The 16,776-nt window shown below is 64.6% G+C and carries 19 protein-coding genes; 6 read left to right on the forward strand and 13 right to left on the reverse strand.

The features are described from left to right. Positions 1-11 precede the first annotated feature (11 nt). Positions 12-227 carry a biotin/lipoyl-binding carrier protein gene (locus MSIMFI_RS09235; RefSeq protein ID WP_186245613.1) on the reverse strand — a complete coding sequence of 72 codons (216 nt, stop codon included), beginning with the start codon at positions 225-227 and terminating at the stop codon, positions 12-14. 203 nt (positions 228-430) lie between these two features. Here MSIMFI_RS09235 and MSIMFI_RS29605 point away from each other — a divergent pair, with 203 nt between their 5' ends. After that, positions 431-505 carry a 50S ribosomal protein bL37 gene (locus tag MSIMFI_RS29605; RefSeq protein ID WP_089025046.1) on the forward strand — a complete coding sequence of 25 codons (75 nt, stop codon included), beginning with the start codon at positions 431-433 and terminating at the stop codon, positions 503-505. A 10-nt stretch (positions 506-515) separates the two neighbouring features. Here the strand turns inward: MSIMFI_RS29605 and rsrA are convergent, their stop codons facing one another. Next, on the reverse strand, positions 516-821 hold the full coding sequence (rsrA, locus tag MSIMFI_RS09245) for a mycothiol system anti-sigma-R factor (protein WP_186242001.1): 306 nt from the start codon (positions 819-821) through the stop codon (positions 516-518). Further along, positions 818-1,468 (reverse strand): sigma-70 family RNA polymerase sigma factor, encoded by a 651-nt coding sequence (locus tag MSIMFI_RS09250; RefSeq protein ID WP_186245612.1) that lies wholly within the window; start codon positions 1,466-1,468, stop codon positions 818-820. The genes rsrA and MSIMFI_RS09250 overlap by 4 nt, the downstream gene beginning before the upstream one ends. 192 nt (positions 1,469-1,660) lie before the next feature. On the opposite strand from MSIMFI_RS09250, the gene MSIMFI_RS09255 reads away from it, so the two are divergent. After that, positions 1,661-2,509, forward strand: a complete 849-nt coding sequence (locus MSIMFI_RS09255) for an SDR family oxidoreductase (RefSeq protein WP_191496986.1) — start codon at positions 1,661-1,663, stop codon at positions 2,507-2,509. Between the two features lie 29 nt (positions 2,510-2,538). Here MSIMFI_RS09255 and MSIMFI_RS09260 read toward each other — a convergent pair whose 3' ends face one another. Together MSIMFI_RS09260 and MSIMFI_RS09265 are read right to left on the reverse strand one after the other, a co-directional pair. Further along, complete coding sequence (locus MSIMFI_RS09260; RefSeq protein ID WP_191496987.1) at positions 2,539-3,186, reverse strand: class I SAM-dependent methyltransferase; 648 nt, start codon at positions 3,184-3,186, stop codon at positions 2,539-2,541. Beyond that, positions 3,183-4,037, reverse strand: coding sequence for a class I SAM-dependent methyltransferase (locus MSIMFI_RS09265; RefSeq protein ID WP_191496988.1), 855 nt, complete (start codon positions 4,035-4,037; stop codon positions 3,183-3,185). The genes MSIMFI_RS09260 and MSIMFI_RS09265 overlap by 4 nt, the downstream gene beginning before the upstream one ends. Before the next feature lie 94 nt (positions 4,038-4,131). Between MSIMFI_RS09265 and MSIMFI_RS09270 the strand changes: the two genes are divergently transcribed. Further along, the gene (locus MSIMFI_RS09270) at positions 4,132-4,752 is read left to right on the forward strand and encodes a TetR/AcrR family transcriptional regulator (protein ID WP_191496989.1); all 621 of its coding nucleotides are present in this window, start codon (positions 4,132-4,134) and stop codon (positions 4,750-4,752) included. Between the two features lies 1 nt (position 4,753). Here MSIMFI_RS09270 and MSIMFI_RS09275 read toward each other — a convergent pair whose 3' ends face one another. After that, a complete protein-coding gene (locus tag MSIMFI_RS09275) occupies positions 4,754-5,506 on the reverse strand; it encodes an SOS response-associated peptidase (RefSeq protein ID WP_191496990.1) in 753 nt (250 codons plus the stop codon). Positions 5,507-5,559: 53 nt separating this feature from the next. Between MSIMFI_RS09275 and aroA the strand changes: the two genes are divergently transcribed. Beyond that, entirely contained in the window at positions 5,560-6,846 is a 1,287-nt protein-coding gene (gene aroA, locus MSIMFI_RS09280) for a 3-phosphoshikimate 1-carboxyvinyltransferase (protein ID WP_191496991.1), read from the forward strand. After that, a complete protein-coding gene (rsgA, locus tag MSIMFI_RS09285; protein ID WP_191496992.1) occupies positions 6,843-7,823 on the forward strand; it encodes a ribosome small subunit-dependent GTPase A in 981 nt (326 codons plus the stop codon). The genes aroA and rsgA overlap by 4 nt, the downstream gene beginning before the upstream one ends. Positions 7,824-7,875: 52 nt before the next feature. Here rsgA and MSIMFI_RS09290 read toward each other — a convergent pair whose 3' ends face one another. Continuing rightward, entirely contained in the window at positions 7,876-8,367 is a 492-nt protein-coding gene (locus MSIMFI_RS09290) for a winged helix-turn-helix transcriptional regulator (protein WP_191496993.1), read from the reverse strand. An 89-nt stretch (positions 8,368-8,456) separates the two neighbouring features. On the opposite strand from MSIMFI_RS09290, the gene MSIMFI_RS09295 reads away from it, so the two are divergent. Continuing rightward, on the forward strand, positions 8,457-9,629 hold the full coding sequence (locus MSIMFI_RS09295; RefSeq protein ID WP_191496994.1) for a thiolase family protein: 1,173 nt from the start codon (positions 8,457-8,459) through the stop codon (positions 9,627-9,629). A gap of 88 nt (positions 9,630-9,717) precedes the next feature. Here MSIMFI_RS09295 and MSIMFI_RS09305 read toward each other — a convergent pair whose 3' ends face one another. The 6 genes from MSIMFI_RS09305 to MSIMFI_RS09330 form a co-directional block, all read right to left on the reverse strand. Beyond that, a complete protein-coding gene (locus MSIMFI_RS09305; RefSeq protein WP_318187385.1) occupies positions 9,718-11,220 on the reverse strand; it encodes a fatty acid desaturase family protein in 1,503 nt (500 codons plus the stop codon). Positions 11,221-11,305: 85 nt separating this feature from the next. Beyond that, a complete protein-coding gene (locus tag MSIMFI_RS09310) occupies positions 11,306-12,592 on the reverse strand; it encodes a fatty acid desaturase family protein (RefSeq protein WP_191496995.1) in 1,287 nt (428 codons plus the stop codon). Positions 12,593-12,668: 76 nt separating this feature from the next. After that, positions 12,669-13,826 carry a ferredoxin reductase gene (locus MSIMFI_RS09315; RefSeq protein WP_191496996.1) on the reverse strand — a complete coding sequence of 386 codons (1,158 nt, stop codon included), beginning with the start codon at positions 13,824-13,826 and terminating at the stop codon, positions 12,669-12,671. An 86-nt stretch (positions 13,827-13,912) separates the two neighbouring features. Then, positions 13,913-14,413, reverse strand: a complete 501-nt coding sequence (locus MSIMFI_RS09320) for a DUF6912 family protein (RefSeq protein WP_186241988.1) — start codon at positions 14,411-14,413, stop codon at positions 13,913-13,915. Beyond that, complete coding sequence (gene ppk2 / locus MSIMFI_RS09325) at positions 14,410-15,246, reverse strand: polyphosphate kinase 2 (protein ID WP_191496997.1); 837 nt, start codon at positions 15,244-15,246, stop codon at positions 14,410-14,412. Before ppk2 ends, MSIMFI_RS09320 begins: the two co-directional genes overlap by 4 nt. A 40-nt stretch (positions 15,247-15,286) precedes the next feature. Beyond that, positions 15,287-16,696, reverse strand: a complete 1,410-nt coding sequence (locus tag MSIMFI_RS09330) for a WS/DGAT/MGAT family O-acyltransferase (RefSeq protein WP_191496998.1) — start codon at positions 16,694-16,696, stop codon at positions 15,287-15,289. Between the last annotated feature and the right edge of the window lie 80 nt (positions 16,697-16,776).

Below are 16,776 nucleotides of genomic sequence, written 5' to 3' on the forward strand. Positions count from 1 at the left end.
AGGTCCAACGGCTAGCTGATCACGGCGATAAGGTCGCCGGCCTGAATGACATCGCCCACCGAGACGCTCACCTTACTGACGGTTCCGGCGACTTCGGCCAGGACGGGAATCTCCATCTTCATCGACTCCAGCAGGACCACGGTGTCACCCTTGGCGATTTGGTCGCCTTCGTTGACAACGACTTCGAGCACGCTGGCCACGATCTCGGCTCGAACATCCTCGGACATCTTCACCCCACTCGTTTCGGCCATTACGCATGCTGACGGCAGCTTCATCGGGCGTCAATCAGGACATGTATATCGAACCATAAGATCGCTCGGGACCGCGGCATGCGGGCTACCGGAGCCCTACCACGGGTCGCATGAGACACTGGGCAACAATCGGGCGCACGTTAGCTGCCCTGCATTTGACGAACTACGGAGGTTCCGAGATGGCCAAGCGTGGCCGCAAGAAGCGCGACCGCAAGTACAGCAAAGCCAACCACGGCAAGCGGCCCAACGCCTAGCGCGGGCAGCTTACTGCCCGCGTCGGATAATTGTGGTCCGGCGGATTTCCATCCGGAGACGTTCCCTTAGGCCCTCGGGAGCCTTTTCGCCTTGGCACTTGGTTGCGATCAACGCCTTGATGCGCTCCTCGAGGCCGTAATGCTTGAGACAGCCGGGACATGCCTCGAGGTGGCGGCGCAGCCTCTCGCGAGTCTCCGGGGTGCATTCACCGTCGAGCAGGGTCCAGACCTCGGCGATGACCTGCTCACACCCGTAGTAGTCGAGTGACTCGCCGCCGTCCGGGCAAGTGTCGGATGGGCCAGAAAACTCGCTCATGACGACACCTCCTCATGCGTCTGCTCGCCACGGACAAAGCCCCGCTCCTTGGCCACATCCGCCAACAGACCACGCAGCTGGCGCCGGCCACGATGCAGCCTCGACATCACGGTCCCGATCGGGGTTTCCATGATCTCGGCAATCTCTTTATAGGGGAAACCTTCGACGTCGGCGTAGTAAACCGCCATGCGGAACTCTTCCGGCAGCGCCTGCAGCGCCTCTTTGATCTCGGTGTCCGGCAACGCCTCAAGGGCTTCTACCTCGGCCGAGCGCAGCCCGCTCGAAGAATGCTCGGCGTTGGACGCCAGTTGCCAGTCGGTGATCTCCTCGGTCGGATACTCCGCCGGCTGCCGCTGCTTCTTGCGATAGCCGTTGATGTAGGTGTTGGTGAGGATCCGGTACAGCCACGCCTTGAGGTTCGTGCCTTCCCGGAATGATCGGAATCCCGCATAGGCCTTGACCATCGTTTCCTGCACCAGGTCCTCGGCGTCGGCGGGATTCCGAGTCATGCGCAGCGCGCCGCCGTACAACTGGTCCAACAGCGGGATCGCGTCGCGTTCGAAACGCGCCGTCAGTTCCTCGTCCGTTTCCTCGGGCGGCGCAGGCTCGGGAATCTCCGACCCTGGCACACCATCGATGTCGGCCATCTTGATAAACCCGGTCCCTTCGGTTGCGGTGTCACGAGACGCCAACGGCTGCTCGAGCAGGCTAGTCATTAACACCCGAGACACCTGACCCCTCCTCCCAATCTAGAGGCTGGTACCGACAGTAGAAACCGCCCCAATCAACGGCATTAACCAGCGCGCTATTTCCGGGGCCCACTGCGTTACTGTGACGCCATGTCCCTCAACGGCAAAACCATGTTCATCTCTGGCGCCAGTCGCGGTATCGGCCTTGCGATCGCCAAACGCGCCGCACAGGACGGCGCCAATGTCGCCCTGATCGCCAAGACCGCGGAACCGCACCCCAAGCTGCCGGGCACGGTGTACACCGCTGCTAAGGAACTCGAAGAAGCCGGCGGTCAGGCCCTGCCGATCGTCGGGGACGTCCGCGACCCGGATTCCGTGGCGTCCGCAGTGGCCCAGACCGTCGAACAATTCGGCGGCATCGACATCTGCGTCAACAACGCGTCGGCGATCAACCTGGGGTCCATCACGGACGTGCCGATGAAGCGCTTCGACCTGATGAACGGCATTCAGGTGCGCGGCACGTACGCGGTGTCGCAGGCCTGTATCCCGCACCTGAAGGGCCGGGAAAACCCGCACATCCTGACGCTCTCGCCGCCGGTGTTGCTGGACAAGAAGTGGCTGAAGCCAACGGCTTACATGATGGCCAAGTTCGGCATGACGTTGTGTGCGCTCGGGATCGCCGAGGAGATGCGCGACGAGGGCATCGCGTCCAACACCTTGTGGCCGCGCACCCTGGTAGCCACCGCCGCGGTGCAGAACCTGCTCGGCGGTGACGAGGCGATGGCGCGGGCCCGCAAGCCGGAGGTCTATGCCGACGCGGCCTACGTCATCCTCAACAAGAACTCGCGCGAGTACACCGGTAACTCCGTGCTCTGCGAGGACGTGCTGGTGGATTCCGGTGTTACCGACCTGTCGGTCTACGACTGTGTGCCCGGATCGAAGCTTGGTGTCGACCTGTGGGTGGAAGAAGTCAACCCGCCGGGGTACATGCAGCCGTAGCCATGTCCACCGCTGGATAGCCGCTAGGACTACGCCACTTTGGACAGCTCAAACCGGTGGATCTCGAGGCGACCGGTCCGCATCGCGACCTTGAGGGGAAACGGGATATGGGTGTGACGCAGCAGTTCGAGTGCCGGAACCTGGGCGCTGGTACGTAGTTGCCAGCCGGGAAAGCGCCGCGCGAGATCCTCTTCGCTGATGCCGGCGACAATGCCTGGGATTCTCGTGAAACCGGCCATGAGCAACCGGGCTTCGGGGGCAGCGACGCGGGTGACTCCGGCAGCATAGGCGTCGCGCTGATCGCCGGACAGACCGTAATAGCAACCGCTGTCGATGATCAGGTTGAAGCCGTCGCCGATGTCGAGCTCACCTAACCTGGTCACGTCGCCTTGTAAGAACCACGCGTTGCCCGCGGTGTCGACCGTGCAGGAACGGGCTTTGTCGATAGCACGGTCGAGCATGTCGATGCCGATCACGTCCCATCCATGGCTGGCGAAGTAGCGGGTGTTTCGTCCGGCGCCGCAGCCGAGGTCGAGGGCCCGGCCCGGTTCGAGCCGATCGGGCCCTTCCACGAACTGCACAAGCCAGGTATCGGGGACGTCGGCGGAGCGCAGCGACGGGTTCAGCCCGACGCGAGACAGCAGCTCATACAGGACCCGTAGCGCGTAGCGATTCACGATCTATCCCTTCGTATGCCCATGGTTTCTGCCCGCGGTGGCTTGCGTGCCCACGCGGAGACGACGGGGAACACCGCAACATCGAGGTCGGTTGCGAAAAGATCGGCACCGTGCCGATCGATCTCTTCGGCAGTCGCTAAGCCTGCCGCGATCAGCGCCGGCCTTGCTCGTGTGATCAGGGCGTGTTGCATGTGTCGGGCACCCGAACCGCCCAGGTTGAATGCGACCCGCGCGTTCACGTCGGTCAGACCGGCTGCCCGTAGGAGGCGAGGTAACGTCCGCCCCAAACTGAGATCAGTGCCTTCGGCCATGAGCTGCCACACCGCGCCGCGGAGCTTGTTGGCCAACGCATGCCTGGGTTCGATCTCGTCAGGACAAGCCAGCGGCTGCAATTTCGGATCGGAGCTCTCCAGCAGCAGCCAGCCTCCGGGGCGAAGCCCAGCGACCAGCGTCGTCAGCGCGGCCGCGGGCTCGGGGAGGTGTTCGAGCACCAGTCGGGCATGGGCCAGGTCGAGGCCGTCCGCAGGAGGTGCGTCGACGGTCAAGTCATGTCGTCGCACGTCGAAGGACCGATCCGGGACCGCATCGAGCGCGGCGGTATCGATGTCGGTCGCCAGCACATATCCGGTGGATCCGACCTGCTGGGCCAGCCAACTGGGCACGGTGATACCGCCTGCTCCGGCCTCCCAGCAACGCCAGCCGGATGCAATGCCGAGCGTGCTGATGTGCCGAAACGTCTGTTGGTCCAACAAATCGCCCAGAAGTTTGAAGTGCTCACGGGCCATCGATTGCCGTTCCGCCGTGCTTGGCGGCGACAAGGCCCCGGAGTCGATCTCGACCGGTCGGGTCATGCTGCGCCCTTCAATAGAGAACTGATAGTTCTCTATTCTGCGATAGGCTACCTGAGATGGCAAGCACGAATGACGCGAAAAGAGAGGTACGGATTTGACCGCCGAGCGCGTGCAGCCGACAACGCCACGCCTGGACCATCGCCGGTTACCGCGTCGCAGAAACCAGGTGCTTATCGACGCCATCCATGATGCGACGCTCGCGGAGCTCGCCGAGAACGGTTACCTGGGCGTGTCCATCGACCGCGTCGCTAAACGCGCGCACACCAGCAAGGCCACCATCTACCGTCGCTGGCCCACCCGCGCAGATCTGGTTGCCGCCACAATTCATCACGCCAGCGCTAACGACCCGGGCATGACACCCGACACCGGCGATGTCCGCACGGATCTTTTCCTGGTGCTACGCGCCGCCGCAGATCGCCTTGCCGGTCCGTACGGTGAGGCAGCCCGTGGGCTGATCACCGAAACCCTCGCCGACCCCAAAGCCACACAAGCCGCTCGAGAACGCCTGACCGATCAGCGCAATCGGCTGATCGCCGCCGTGCTGGAGCGTGCCGTCACGCGCGGCCAGGCGCGACCGCAGGCGCTGACGCCTCAACTGATCGCAGTGGCCCCCACCATGCTCAGCCACCACTATCTGTTGCGCGGCGCGCCGATTGCAGACCAGACCATCGACGACATCCTCGACCACATCGTCATGCCCTTGATTCGTCCATGACCTACAAGAGCGTGATCTGTTCGGGCTGCGGTTCGGCCGGCTCCAGGAGCTCGGGTCCGTTGTTGCCCACTCTGTTGACCAATGTCGACACCTGACGCAGCTCGATGTCACGCACATCCGGCGGGCGGATCAACAGCTCCGGGTCTAGCGGGGCATCGGGATTCAGCCACGCATCCCAGTCCTTTTCGGCCAGCATCAGCGGCATCCGGTCGTGGATCTTGGCAAGCTCGCCGACCGCGTCGGTCGTGATGATCGTGCAGCTCAGCAGGGGTTTCGCAGCTTTGGCGGGCTTCCAGACCGTCCAGAGCCCGGCGAGGCACACCAGGCCGCCGTCGTCGCGGTGGATGAAAAACGGTGCCTTGGCGGCCTTCTTAGCCGAATCGGCATTGGCTCGCCATTCGTACCAACCATCCATCGGTACCAGGCAGCGCTTGCGCTGCGCCGAATTCCGGAATGCCGGCGAGGTTGCGACCTTGTCGGCACGGGCGTTGATCAGCAGCGGGCCTTTGGTGTCCGGCGCGCCGTCGGGACCGGGCTTGGTCCACTGGGGAATCAACCCCCAGCGCATGAGCCGTACCCGGCGGGTGGGTTCATCGTCGGGCTCGCTGTGACGAGTCACCACGGTCGCAACCGTGTCGGTGGGAGCCACGTTGTAATTGGGCTCCGCGGCATCGGAATCGGTGGTCTCGTCGATCGCCCTTATTTTCTCGGCCAGCAAGGCGGGGTCGGTGGTGACTGCAAAGCGTCCGCACATTCCTCCATGGTGCCTGGTGCACATGACACCCGCCGACACGGCAGGATGAAGCAGTGAGCAGCACGTGGCCGGCCCCCTTCGCGTCCATTCCCGTGGACGCGACCGTGACCGTTCCTGGCTCGAAATCCCAGACCAACCGCGCGCTGGTGCTGGCTGCGCTGGCGGCCGCACAGGGCCAAGGCTCCGCAACCATTGCCGGTGCGCTGCGCAGCCGGGACACCGACCTGATGATCGGGGCGCTGAGAACCCTGGGCTTGCGCGTCGATGGCGATGGTTGCGAACTGACCGTCAGCGGCCGAATTGAACCCGCCTCCGACGCCCGAGTGGACTGCGGCCTGGCCGGCACCGTGTTGCGTTTCGTTCCGCCGCTGGCAGCGCTGAGCGCCATGCCCGTCACCTTCGACGGCGACGAACAAGCTCGCGGCCGCCCAATCGCACCGCTGCTGGACGCGTTGCGCGGTCTCGGCGTCCTCGTCGACGGAGCCGGTCTGCCATTCCGAGTCCAGGGCAGCGGATCCGTCACCGGGGGCACCGTGGCCATCGACGCGTCGGCGTCGTCACAATTCGTGTCGGGCTTGCTGTTGTCCGGGGCATCGTTCACCGAGGGCCTGACCGTGCACCACACCGGTCCAACCCTGCCGTCCGCGCCGCACATCGCGATGACCGTGGCCATGCTGCGCCAAGCCGGCGTCGACGTCAACGACTCGGCGCCCAACCGTTGGCAGGTGCGGCCCGGCTCGGTCGCCGCCCGCCGCTGGGAAGTCGAACCCGACCTGACCAACGCGGTGGCATTCCTGGCGGCCGCCGTGGTCACCGCCGGTACCGTACGCATCGCCGGCTGGCCGAGGGTCAGCGTGCAGCCGGCCGAGCACATCCTGGGCATCCTGCGAAGCTTGAATGCCGTTGTCACCCAAAATGGTTCGTTCCTCGAAGTGTGCGGCCCGGCCGGCTATGGCGGATTCGAGGTCGACCTGCGCGCCGTCGGGGAGCTCACGCCATCGGTCGCGGCGCTGGCGGCGCTGGCCGCTCCGGGATCGATATCACGGCTGAGCGGCATCGCCCATCTACGCGGCCACGAAACCGACCGGCTCGCCGCGCTAAGCGCCGAGATCAACCGACTGGGTGGCGACTGCCAGGAGACCTCCGACGGTCTGGTCATCACGGCGACACCCCTGCGGCCCGGCATTTGGCGGGCGTACGCCGATCACCGGATGGCGATGGCCGGCGCGATCGTCGGGCTACGGGTCGCCGGAGTCCAGGTCGACGACATCGCCGCCACCACCAAGACACTGCCGGAGTTCCCGAAGCTATGGGCCGAGATGGTCCGGGGGTCGGGTTGAGACCGGGCGACTATGACGAGTCCGACGTCAAGATCCGCTCCGGTCGAGGTTCACGACCCCGGACCAAAACCCGTCCCGAACACGCCGACGCCGAGGCCGCCATGGTGGTCAGCGTCGACCGCGGCCGGTGGGGCTGCGTGCTTGGCGGCGACCCGGCTCGCCGGGTCACCGCGATGCGGGCACGCGAACTCGGCCGCACCCCGATCGTCGTCGGCGACGACGTCAACATCGTCGGCGACCTGTCCGGACGCCCGGACACTCTGGCCCGCATCGTGCGGCGGGGCCAGCGACGAACGGTGTTGCGGCGCACCGCCGATGACACTGACCCCACTGAACGCGTGGTGGTCGCCAACGCAGACCAACTGCTGATCGTGGTGGCCCTTGCCGACCCGCCGCCACGCACCGGCCTGGTCGATCGCGCTTTGATCGCCGCCTACGCCGGTGGACTGACACCCATTCTGTGCCTGACCAAGACCGACCTGGCCCCACCCGAACCGTTCGCCGAGCAGTTCGTGGACCTGAACCTGACGGTGATCGCCGCGGGTGTGGACGATCCCCTGCTCGCGGTGGCGGACCTCCTCGACGGCAAGACCACCGTGTTGCTCGGGCATTCCGGGGTCGGCAAGTCGACGTTGGTGAATCGTCTTGTGCCCGAAGCCGATCGGGCGGTCGGCGAGGTCACCGTTATCGGGCGGGGGCGGCACACTTCGACGCAGTCGGTCGCGCTGCCATTGGACTCGGGGGGCTGGGTGATCGACACTCCGGGGATCCGCTCGTTCGGGCTGGCCCATATCCAGCCCGACGACGTGCTGCTGGCGTTCTCCGACCTCGCCGAGGCGACCCAGGACTGTCCGCGCGGCTGCGGACACATGGGACCGCCGGCCGACCCCGAATGTGCGCTGGACTCCCTGTCCGGAACGGCTGCGCGGCGCGTGGCCGCCACCCGGCGGCTACTCGCGACGCTCAGGGAGACCTGACGGCCCGCGAGGGTGCGTGTCTGTACACCGACACGCCGCTAAACGCGTACGTTTACGCACCCTCGCGACGGCCAGACCGAGACACCAACCGCATGCCGAGTTCGTCGGGTGGCACCAGGTGCCCTTCGGCGCAGCGCATTTGGACCTCCGCGTCGGCGCCGCAGCCCAGATGAGTCAGCCGGAGCCGGTCGCGGCCCGGCAGGTGCCGCTGCCCCCACTGGAACATCGCCCAGACCACCGGCATGAACGCAATGCCGGCGTCGGTGAGCACGTACTCGTCACGGCCACGCTGCCCGGGCTCTCGGTAGGGCTGGCGCCGCAGCAGGCCGATGTCGACCAGTTCGGCCAGCCGGGCGGACGTGGCGGCCTTGGTGATGCCCACCCGGCGGGCGAAGTCGTCGAAACGGGTTGTGCCGTAGTAGGCCTCGCGCATGATGAGCATCGCGGATTTGGTGCCGACGACCGCCATGGTCCTCTCGATCGCGCACTCCCCGATCGCCGACCAAGCGTCCCGGTCAGCGAGTGGGCCCTGCAGCAGTGTCACGTAAATCACCTCCCCATCTGGGTTGCGTTTAGTATACCCAGATGTTATAGCTGGGTATAGCGATCGATACTTAGCTTCGAGGAGGAGCCATGTCCCGTGACGCCGTCATCGTCGGCGCTGTCCGCACCCCCATTGGCAAGGGCAAGGCCGGCGGCGCGCTGCACGACGTGCTGCCGGCCGACCTGCTGGCCCACAGCCTGCGCGAACTTGTCAACCGGACCGGCGTGGACCCGGCCCAGATCGACGACGTGATCGCCGGCGCCGTCACCCAGGTCGGCGACCAGGCCGTCAACATCGCCCGTAACGCCTTGCTCGGAGCCGGTTTCCCGGAGTCGGTCCCCGGAACCACCGTGGACCGCCAGTGCGGCAGCAGCCAACAAGCCATCAGTTTCGCCGCCCAGGGCGTCCTCGCCGGGGCCTACGACATCGTGGTGGCCGCGGGTGTGGAGTCGATGGGTCGCGTTCCGATGGGCTCGTCGGTGCTGCCGGGCAGCAACCCGTTCGGCGAGGACATGACGCGGCGCTATCCCGATGGCTTGGTGCCACAAGGAATCAGCGCCGAGCTGATTGCCGCGCGGTGGGGCTTGACGCGCACCCAGCTCGACGAGTTCTCCGCGGCAAGCCATGACAAGGCCGCCCGAGCCACCAAGGACGGACTGTTCGACAACGAACTCGTCCCGATAGCCGGGCTTGCCACCGACGAGATCATTCGGCCCGGCACGACGGTCGAAACACTGGCCGCGTTGCCACCCGCGTTTTACAACGAGACGATGAAAGCCCGCTTCCCACAGATCAATTGGGAGATCACGGCGGGTAACTCCTCGCCCCTATCCGACGGCAGCGCCGCGGGCATGATCACCAGCAGCGAGGTCGCCAAGAAGCTGGGCCTGCGGCCACCGGCGCGCATCCACACCACAACGGTGGTGGGCTCCGACCCGCTGTACATGCTGACCGGAGTCGTCCCGGCCACCGCAAAAGCTCTACAACGTGCCGGCCTGACACTAGCCGATATCGACCTGTTCGAGGTCAATGAGGCGTTTGCACCCGTCGTGGTCGCCTGGGCGCGCGACACCGGCGCCGATCTGGCCCGAACCAACGTCAACGGCGGCGCCATCGCGATCGGCCACCCGCTGGGCGCCAGCGGCGCCCGCATAATGACCACGCTGGTCAACGCGCTGCAGCAACGCGGGGGCCGCTATGGGCTGCAGACGATGTGCGAAGGCGGCGGCATGGCCAACGCGACCATCGTCGAGCGGCTCTAGCTCTGGCAGGGCCGAACGTGCACGCACCGCGAAAAAACGGCCTGGATTTCGCAGTGAGCGCACGCCGGACGGATCGCCCGCTAGGCCGCTAGCTCGTCGCGGCGGTTCCAGCCGCGGCATGCTTGTCGCGTCGCCAACCGCGCACGGTGGCGATCGCGGTCTTGAGCCCGCGCCGACGTCCCGTCGCCGGGTCAGTGCCCGCGAAACCCGGCTCCAACTCAGCGAACATCCGCTCACTGCGGGTCTCCGGAGCATCGTCAGCGCCGTCACGCAAATACTTATTCGGCAGCGACAACTTCGCCAATGTCCGCCAGGTCTTGCCGTACTGGACCAAGAAAGACCCCGTGNGCTTGTCGCGTCGCCAACCGCGCACGGTGGCGATCGCGGTCTTGAGCCCGCGCCGACGTCCCGTCGCCGGGTCAGTGCCCGCGAAACCCGGCTCCAACTCAGCGAACATCCGCTCACTGCGGGTCTCCGGAGCATCGTCAGCGCCGTCACGCAAATACTTATTCGGCAGCGACAACTTCGCCAATGTCCGCCAGGTCTTGCCGTACTGGACCAAGAAAGACCCCGTGGTATACGGCAGATCGTACTTATCGCACACCTCGCGCACCCGCACCGAAATCTCAGCAAGCCGATTGCTCGGCAGGTCCGGATACAAATGGTGCTCGATCTGATGACACAGATTGCCGCTCATAAACCGCAACGCAGGCCCGGCATTGAAATTGGCACTACCCAACATCTGCCGCAGGTACCACTGACCCTTCGTCTCACCGACCATGTCCGTCTTGGTGAACTTCTCGGCACCATCAGGAAAATGACCGCAGAAGATCACCGCGTTGGACCACACATTGCGAATCACATTGGCCAACGCATTGGCCTTGAGCGTCGAGGTGTAACTAGCACCAGGTGACAGGGAAGTCAGCGCCGGGAAGGCGACATAGTCCTTGAACAGCTGACGACCGGCCTTGCCGGAAAACTCGCGCAGCCGAGCCCGAGCCGCTTCGCGCTCGGCCCCGCGTTTGACCACTACTTCGTGGACCTCCAAGTGCCGCAACGCAATTCCCAACTCAAAGGTGATAGCCAGCAACGTGTTAATCAGCAGATTGAAGGCGTTGCGCCGCTTCCAGGGCTGGTCTCGCGTCACTCGCACCATGTCGTAGCCGACGTCGTGGTCCATGTCGAGGATGTTGGTGTACTTGTGGTGCACGAAATTGTGTGTGTGTCGCCAGTGCCTGGACGTCGAAAGCATGTCCCACTCCCAGGTCGAGGAGTGGATCTCCGGGTCGTTCATCCAGTCCCACTGGCCGTGCATGACGTTGTGGCCGATCTCCATGTTCTCGATGATCTTGGCCACGCCGAGGGTCATGGCGCCCGCCCACCACCCCGAACGCTTTGAGCTGGCGGCCAGCAGCAGCCGGCCACTCACCTCCAGCGCGCGCTGCGCGGCGATGGTGTGGCGGATGTAGCGGGCGTCGCGTTCGCCGAGCGAGTCTTCAACATCCTGGCGGATGGCATCTAGCTCGGCGGCCAGGTTCTCGATGTCGGCGGCGGTCAAATGCGCGAACACGTCGACGTCGGTGATTGCCATCGTCTTCCCTTCGAGTAGCTACGAGGATTCTGGCACACGTGTGCTCGACAATGGCGATCTCTTCGAACAACGGCAGATGCCCTGGCTAGGCCGCCAGACCGTTGGCGCCGCTTACCTTTCCAGCGGCGCCGCGCTTGTCGCGTCGCCAACCGCGCACGGTGGCGATCGCGGTCTTGAGCCCGCGCCGACGTCCCGTCGCCGGGTCAGTGCCCGCGAAACCCGGCTCCAACTCAGCGAACATCCGCTCACTGCGGGTCTCCGGAGCATCGTCAGCGCCGTCACGCAAATACTTATTCGGCAGCGACAACTTCGCCAATGTCCGCCAGGTCTTGCCGTACTGGACCAAGAAAGACCCCGTGGTATACGGCAGATCGTACTTATCGCACACCTCGCGCACCCGCACCGAAATCTCAGCAAGCCGATTGCTCGGCAGGTCCGGATACAAATGGTGCTCGATCTGATGACACAGATTGCCGCTCATAAACCGCAACGCAGGCCCGGCATTGAAATTGGCACTACCCAACATCTGCCGCAGGTACCACTGACCCTTCGTCTCACCGACCATGTCCGTCTTGGTGAACTTCTCGGCACCATCAGGAAAATGACCGCAGAAGATCACCGCGTTGGACCACACATTGCGAATCACATTGGCCAACGCATTGGCCGTCAAGGTGGACCGGTAGCTCGCACCGGGTGACAACGAGGTCAGCGCGGGGAAGGCGACATAGTCCTTGACCACCTGGCGACCGGCCTTGCCGGAAAACTCCCGCAGCCGGCCCCTGGCCACGTCGCGGTCGAGCCGGCCCTTGACGATCTTGCCAATCTCCAAGTGCTGCATAGCAACTCCCCACTCGAAACCGAGCGCGAGCAGGGTGTTCCACACCAAATTTAAGATGTTGTAGCGCTTCCAGCGCTGGTCTCGGGTGACGCGCAGCATGCCGTAGCCGACGTCGTCGTCCATCCCCAAGATGTTGGTGTACTTGTGGTGCACGAAGTTGTGGGTGTAGCGCCAGTGCTTGGCCGCCCCGCTCATGTCCCACTCCCAGGTCGAGGAGTGGATCTCCGGGTCGTTCATCCAGTCCCACTGGCCGTGCATGACGTTGTGGCCGATCTCCATGTTCTCGATGATCTTGGCCACGCCGAGGGTCACGGCGCCCGCCCACCACCCCGAACGCTTTGAGCTGGCGGCCAGCAGCAGCCGGCCACTCACCTCCAGCGCGCGCTGCGCGGCGATGGTGCGGCGGATGTAGCGGGCGTCGCGTTCGCCGAGCGAGTCTTCAACATCCTGGCGGATGGCGTCCAGCTCGGCGGCCAGGTTCTCGATGTCTGCGTCCGTCAGGTGTGCGAATACGTCGACGTCTGTGATCGCCATCGTCTTCTCCCCTGCGTCGTACGGTTATGACCTACGCTATCGTAACCTACGAATCCGTAGGTTACCTATGAGTAACTTATATGTCGAGGGCGCAATCCCCGGATGCGGCCGACACACAGGTCTGGATCCGGGTCCCGGGGTCATGTTCGCTGCCCGTTCGTAGGTCACGGACATGGCCGTCGACCAGGCTGACCACACACGACTGACAGATCCCCATCCGGCAACCGAAGGGCATCTGCACACCGGCACCCTCGCCCGCGTCCATCAACGATGTCGCGGCATCCGCGGCGACGGACTTGCCGCTTCGGACGAACGTCACCGTCCCACCCGCACCGGCCGGTGCCGCCTTGGAGACCGCAAACCGCTCTAGGTGCAGCCGATCGCCGATGCCGGCCGACGACCAGACTTTCTCGGCCTGGTTGAGCATGCCTTCCGGCCCGCAGGCCCACGTCTGCCGTTCGCACCAGTCCGGCACCGCCCAATCCAGCCGGGACAGGTCAAGGCGGCCCTCGACCCGCGTCTGGCGTACCGACAGCCGATAACCGGGGTGGTCCTCGGCCAGCGCGGCCAGTTCGGCACGAAACATCACGTCGGATTCGGTGGGAGCCGAATGCAGGTGCGCGATGTCATGGATTTGGTTGCGGCGCGCCAATGTTCGCAGCATCGACATCACGGGCGTGATCCCCGACCCTGCGGTGAGGAACAGAATCGACTGCGGCGCCGGGTCGGGCAGCACGAAATTGCCCTGGGGTGTGGCCAGCCGCACGATGGTCCCTGGCTCGACACCGGCCACGAGGTGGGTGGACAGGAAGCCCTCGGGCATGGCCTTGACGGTGATGGTCACGGTGCGCGCACGACCCCAACCGGACCCGGATATGGGGGCGGCCGGACTCGATGTCAGCGAATACGACCGCCAGCGCCAGCGCCCGTCGACCAGCAGTCCGATCCCGATGTATTGGCCGGGCTGGTAGTCGAAACTGAAGCCCCAGCCCGGTTTGATGACCAGGGTGGCGGAGTCTTCCGTCTCGCGGCGGACCTCGACAACGCGGCCCCGCAATTCTCGCGCGGACCATAGCGGATTGGCCAGGTGCAGATAGTCGTCGGGCAACAGCGGCGTGGTGATGCGCGCGGCGACCTTCCGCAGCGCGTGCCAGCCGGGATGCTTGTCCGCCCCGACAACGGTCGGCCGTTTGGTGTCGACGACCTTGGCGGTAAGCGCATTTTTCTTGCTCATTTGTAAAGCTACGGTACCGTAACTTACGGTTGCGTATCTAGCCCCGGATGCCGAGAATGCGTCACATTCGCGAGTTAGAGGGCGAGCTAGAGCAGCTCAAGTAAGAATGGCAGCTCCTGGTTCGCATACCAGGCCAGGTCATGGTCCTGGGCGTCACCGACGACCAGCTCGGCATCTTCGTCACCAAGGTCGGCGGCATCGATAACCGCGATCGCCGCCGTCACGGCTGGCTCCGCGCCGACGTTGTCGACATACGCCGCGATGACCTGATCCATTGCAACGGGCCCGCCCAATCGGACGACGGCGTCGTCAAGGTCGGGGCGGTACTTGATGTCGTCAACCTCGGCGGCGAGCACCGCGCGTCGCGGTAGCGCCATGTCGCCGGTGTCGGACGCGAGCAGACGCAGCGACGCAAGCGCCGCCTCATGCAGCGCGACCTCGGCGAGCTCGTCGTCGTCTCCCTCGGCGTAGGCCTCCCGCAAGGTGGGTGTGACCGCGAACGCGGTGCCGTTGACCGGCCACAGCGATCCGTCCGCAACGAGTTGCTGCAGCATGGCCAGGGTGGCCGGGATGTAGACCTGCGTCATGTGATCAACGTGGCCGCATAGTCGTCGACGTAAGTCGACAACTCACGCGGCGGGCGCTTGTAGTCACCGCTCACGACCGGCCGTTCTGGCAACTTGACCTCCGGCTTCTCGACGTCGTGATAGTCGATAGTGGATAGCAGGTGAGCCATCATATTCAACCGGGCGTGCTTCTTGATATCGGATTCGACGATGTACCACGGGCTATTCGGAGTATCGGTGTGCACCATCATCTCGTCCTTGGCTCGTGAATAGTCCTCCCATCGATACACCGATTCCAGGTCCATCGGGCTGAGTTTCCATTGCCGGACTGGGTCATTGAGCCTGGCCTTGAACCGGCGCAGCTGTTCGGCGTCGGAGACCGAAAACCAGTATTTGCGCAGCAGGATCCCGTCGTCGATCAGCATCTGTTCGAAGATCGGGGTCTGCCGCAAAAACAGCACATACTCTTGCGGCGTACAGAATCCCATGACTTTCTCGATCCCGGCGCGGTTGTACCACGACCGATCGAACAACACGATCTCACCCTTGGCGGGTAGGTGTGCGATATACCGCTGGTAGTACCACTGCCCGCGTTCTCGATCGGTGGGGACCGGCAATGCGGCGATATGGGCGATCCGCGGGCTGAGGTATTCGGTGATGCGCTTGATGGCGCCACCCTTGCCTGCCGCGTCGCGACCCTCGAAGATGACTACGACGCGCGCACCGGAAGCCCGCACCCACTCCTGGAGCTTGACGAATTCTGTTTGCAGCCGGAACAATTCGTCTTCATAGACATCGTCGGGGATCTTACGCACGGCCCGCGCACTCGATTTCTTTTTCTTCGCCGTGGTCACTTAACGGATGTTATCGCCACGCGGCGGTTTTGACCCCGCACTACCGAGAACCTTCGAGAAGCTCTTCCAATGATTGCGTCAATAGACTCGGCAATAGGTCGACGTCACTCATCGCATCTCGGTCGGCATTGATTCCGAAATACAGCATGCCGTTATACGACGACACGCTGATGGCCAGCGCCTGATTGTGCAGCAGCGGTGGCACCGCGTAGGTCTCCAGCAATTTGGTGCCGGCGATGTACATCTGCGACTGAGCACCCGGGGCGTTGGTGATCAAAAGATTGAATTGCCGCGCCGAGAAGTTGGTGGCGACCTTGACACCCATGGCGTGCAAGGTGGCTGGCGCAAAACCTGACAACGTGACGATGGTCCGGGCGTCGACCAGGCTGGCGGCCGTCGGGTTCGACTCGGTGGCGTGCGCGATCTGGGAGAGCCGCACCACGGCGTTTCCCTCCCCCACCGGTAGGTCAACCAGGAACGGCGTCACCTGGCTCATCGCTTGACCAGGGCCGACCGAGTCGAGTTGGTCATCGGTATAGACCGACAGCGGCGCCATCGCCCGCACCGTCGCCGTTGGCGCCACGGCTTCGCCACGCGACAGCAGCCAATTACGCAACGCGCCGGTAACCACTGCCAGCACCACGTCATTGACGTCGCAGTCATAGCGCGCCCGCACCGTCCGGTAATCCTCGAGCCGTCCGTTGGCAACCGTGAACCGCCGATTACGCGAAACCGGGGCATTGAGCGGGCTATTGGGCGCGGTGCCGCGCGCCACGGTACGGGCAACGTCGACAAATCGGCGGCCGGCTTCGACGAGTTGGCCGTAGTTCGTTGCCAGCCCGGCCATTGTGGCGCCGAGCGCCTGCAGCTGGGCACCGGGCCCCAACGCCCAGTCACCGATGGCGCCCAGTACCAACCGAGTGTTGCCGGGGTCGCGTTCCGGGATCCAGATGTCTTCGGGAAACACCGGTGGACGGCGGGTGCGATCGGCTATGACGTGGCCGATCGCCAGCGCCGTCACGCCGTTGATCAACGCCTGATGCGACTTGGTGTAGATAGCGATGCGATTCTTTGCCAGGCCTTCGACGAGGTACATCTCCCACAGCGGCCGTGATTTGTCCAGCGGTCGTGCCGCCAGCCGGGCGATCAGCTCGTGGAGTTGCTCGTCACTGCCCGGCGAGGGCAACGCCGAACGCCTGACGTGATAGGTGATGTCGAAGTCGGGATCGTCGATCCACACCGGCCTGGCCAGGCCGATCTTCACCTCGCGCACCTTCTGTCGGTAGCGAGGTATCTGCGGTAGCCGCTGTTCGACCGTGGCCAGCAGCGCCTCGTAACTCAAACCGGCGCGCGGGCGACGCAGGATCGACAGCGCCCCCACGTACATCGGGGTGGCGGTGTTCTCCAGCCGATAGAAAGACGCGTCCGCCTGGGACAACCGGGTCACCATTACGGCCTTGTCCTCCTTGTCAATTCATCGTCTTTTCGGGGACGAAAACACGCCAGCCTCGCTTGTGCAATGATGTCCCG

This window comes from Mycobacterium simulans, assembly GCF_900232995.1.
In the GTDB taxonomy this organism is placed as follows: Bacteria; Actinomycetota; Actinomycetes; order Mycobacteriales; family Mycobacteriaceae; genus Mycobacterium; species Mycobacterium simulans.

Excerpts from the sequence above, each read along its gene's own strand:
- MSIMFI_RS09235 (WP_186245613.1), bottom strand. The coding sequence starts at position 227 with ATGTCCGAGGATGTTCGAGCCGAGATCGTGGCCAGCGTGCTCGAAGTC.
- rsrA (WP_186242001.1), bottom strand. The coding sequence starts at position 821 with ATGAGCGAGTTTTCTGGCCCATCCGACACTTGCCCGGACGGCGGCGAG.
- MSIMFI_RS09250 (WP_186245612.1), bottom strand. The coding sequence starts at position 1,468 with ATGGCCGACATCGATGGTGTGCCAGGGTCGGAGATTCCCGAGCCTGCG.
- MSIMFI_RS09255 (WP_191496986.1), top strand. The coding sequence starts at position 1,661 with ATGTCCCTCAACGGCAAAACCATGTTCATCTCTGGCGCCAGTCGCGGT.
- MSIMFI_RS09265 (WP_191496988.1), bottom strand. The coding sequence starts at position 4,037 with ATGACCCGACCGGTCGAGATCGACTCCGGGGCCTTGTCGCCGCCAAGC.
- MSIMFI_RS09275 (WP_191496990.1), bottom strand. The coding sequence starts at position 5,506 with ATGTGCGGACGCTTTGCAGTCACCACCGACCCCGCCTTGCTGGCCGAG.
- MSIMFI_RS09295 (WP_191496994.1), top strand. The coding sequence starts at position 8,457 with ATGTCCCGTGACGCCGTCATCGTCGGCGCTGTCCGCACCCCCATTGGC.
- MSIMFI_RS09310 (WP_191496995.1), bottom strand. The coding sequence starts at position 12,592 with ATGGCGATCACAGACGTCGACGTATTCGCACACCTGACGGACGCAGAC.
- MSIMFI_RS09315 (WP_191496996.1), bottom strand. The coding sequence starts at position 13,826 with ATGAGCAAGAAAAATGCGCTTACCGCCAAGGTCGTCGACACCAAACGG.
- MSIMFI_RS09320 (WP_186241988.1), bottom strand. The coding sequence starts at position 14,413 with ATGACGCAGGTCTACATCCCGGCCACCCTGGCCATGCTGCAGCAACTC.
- MSIMFI_RS09330 (WP_191496998.1), bottom strand. The coding sequence starts at position 16,696 with ATGGTGACCCGGTTGTCCCAGGCGGACGCGTCTTTCTATCGGCTGGAG.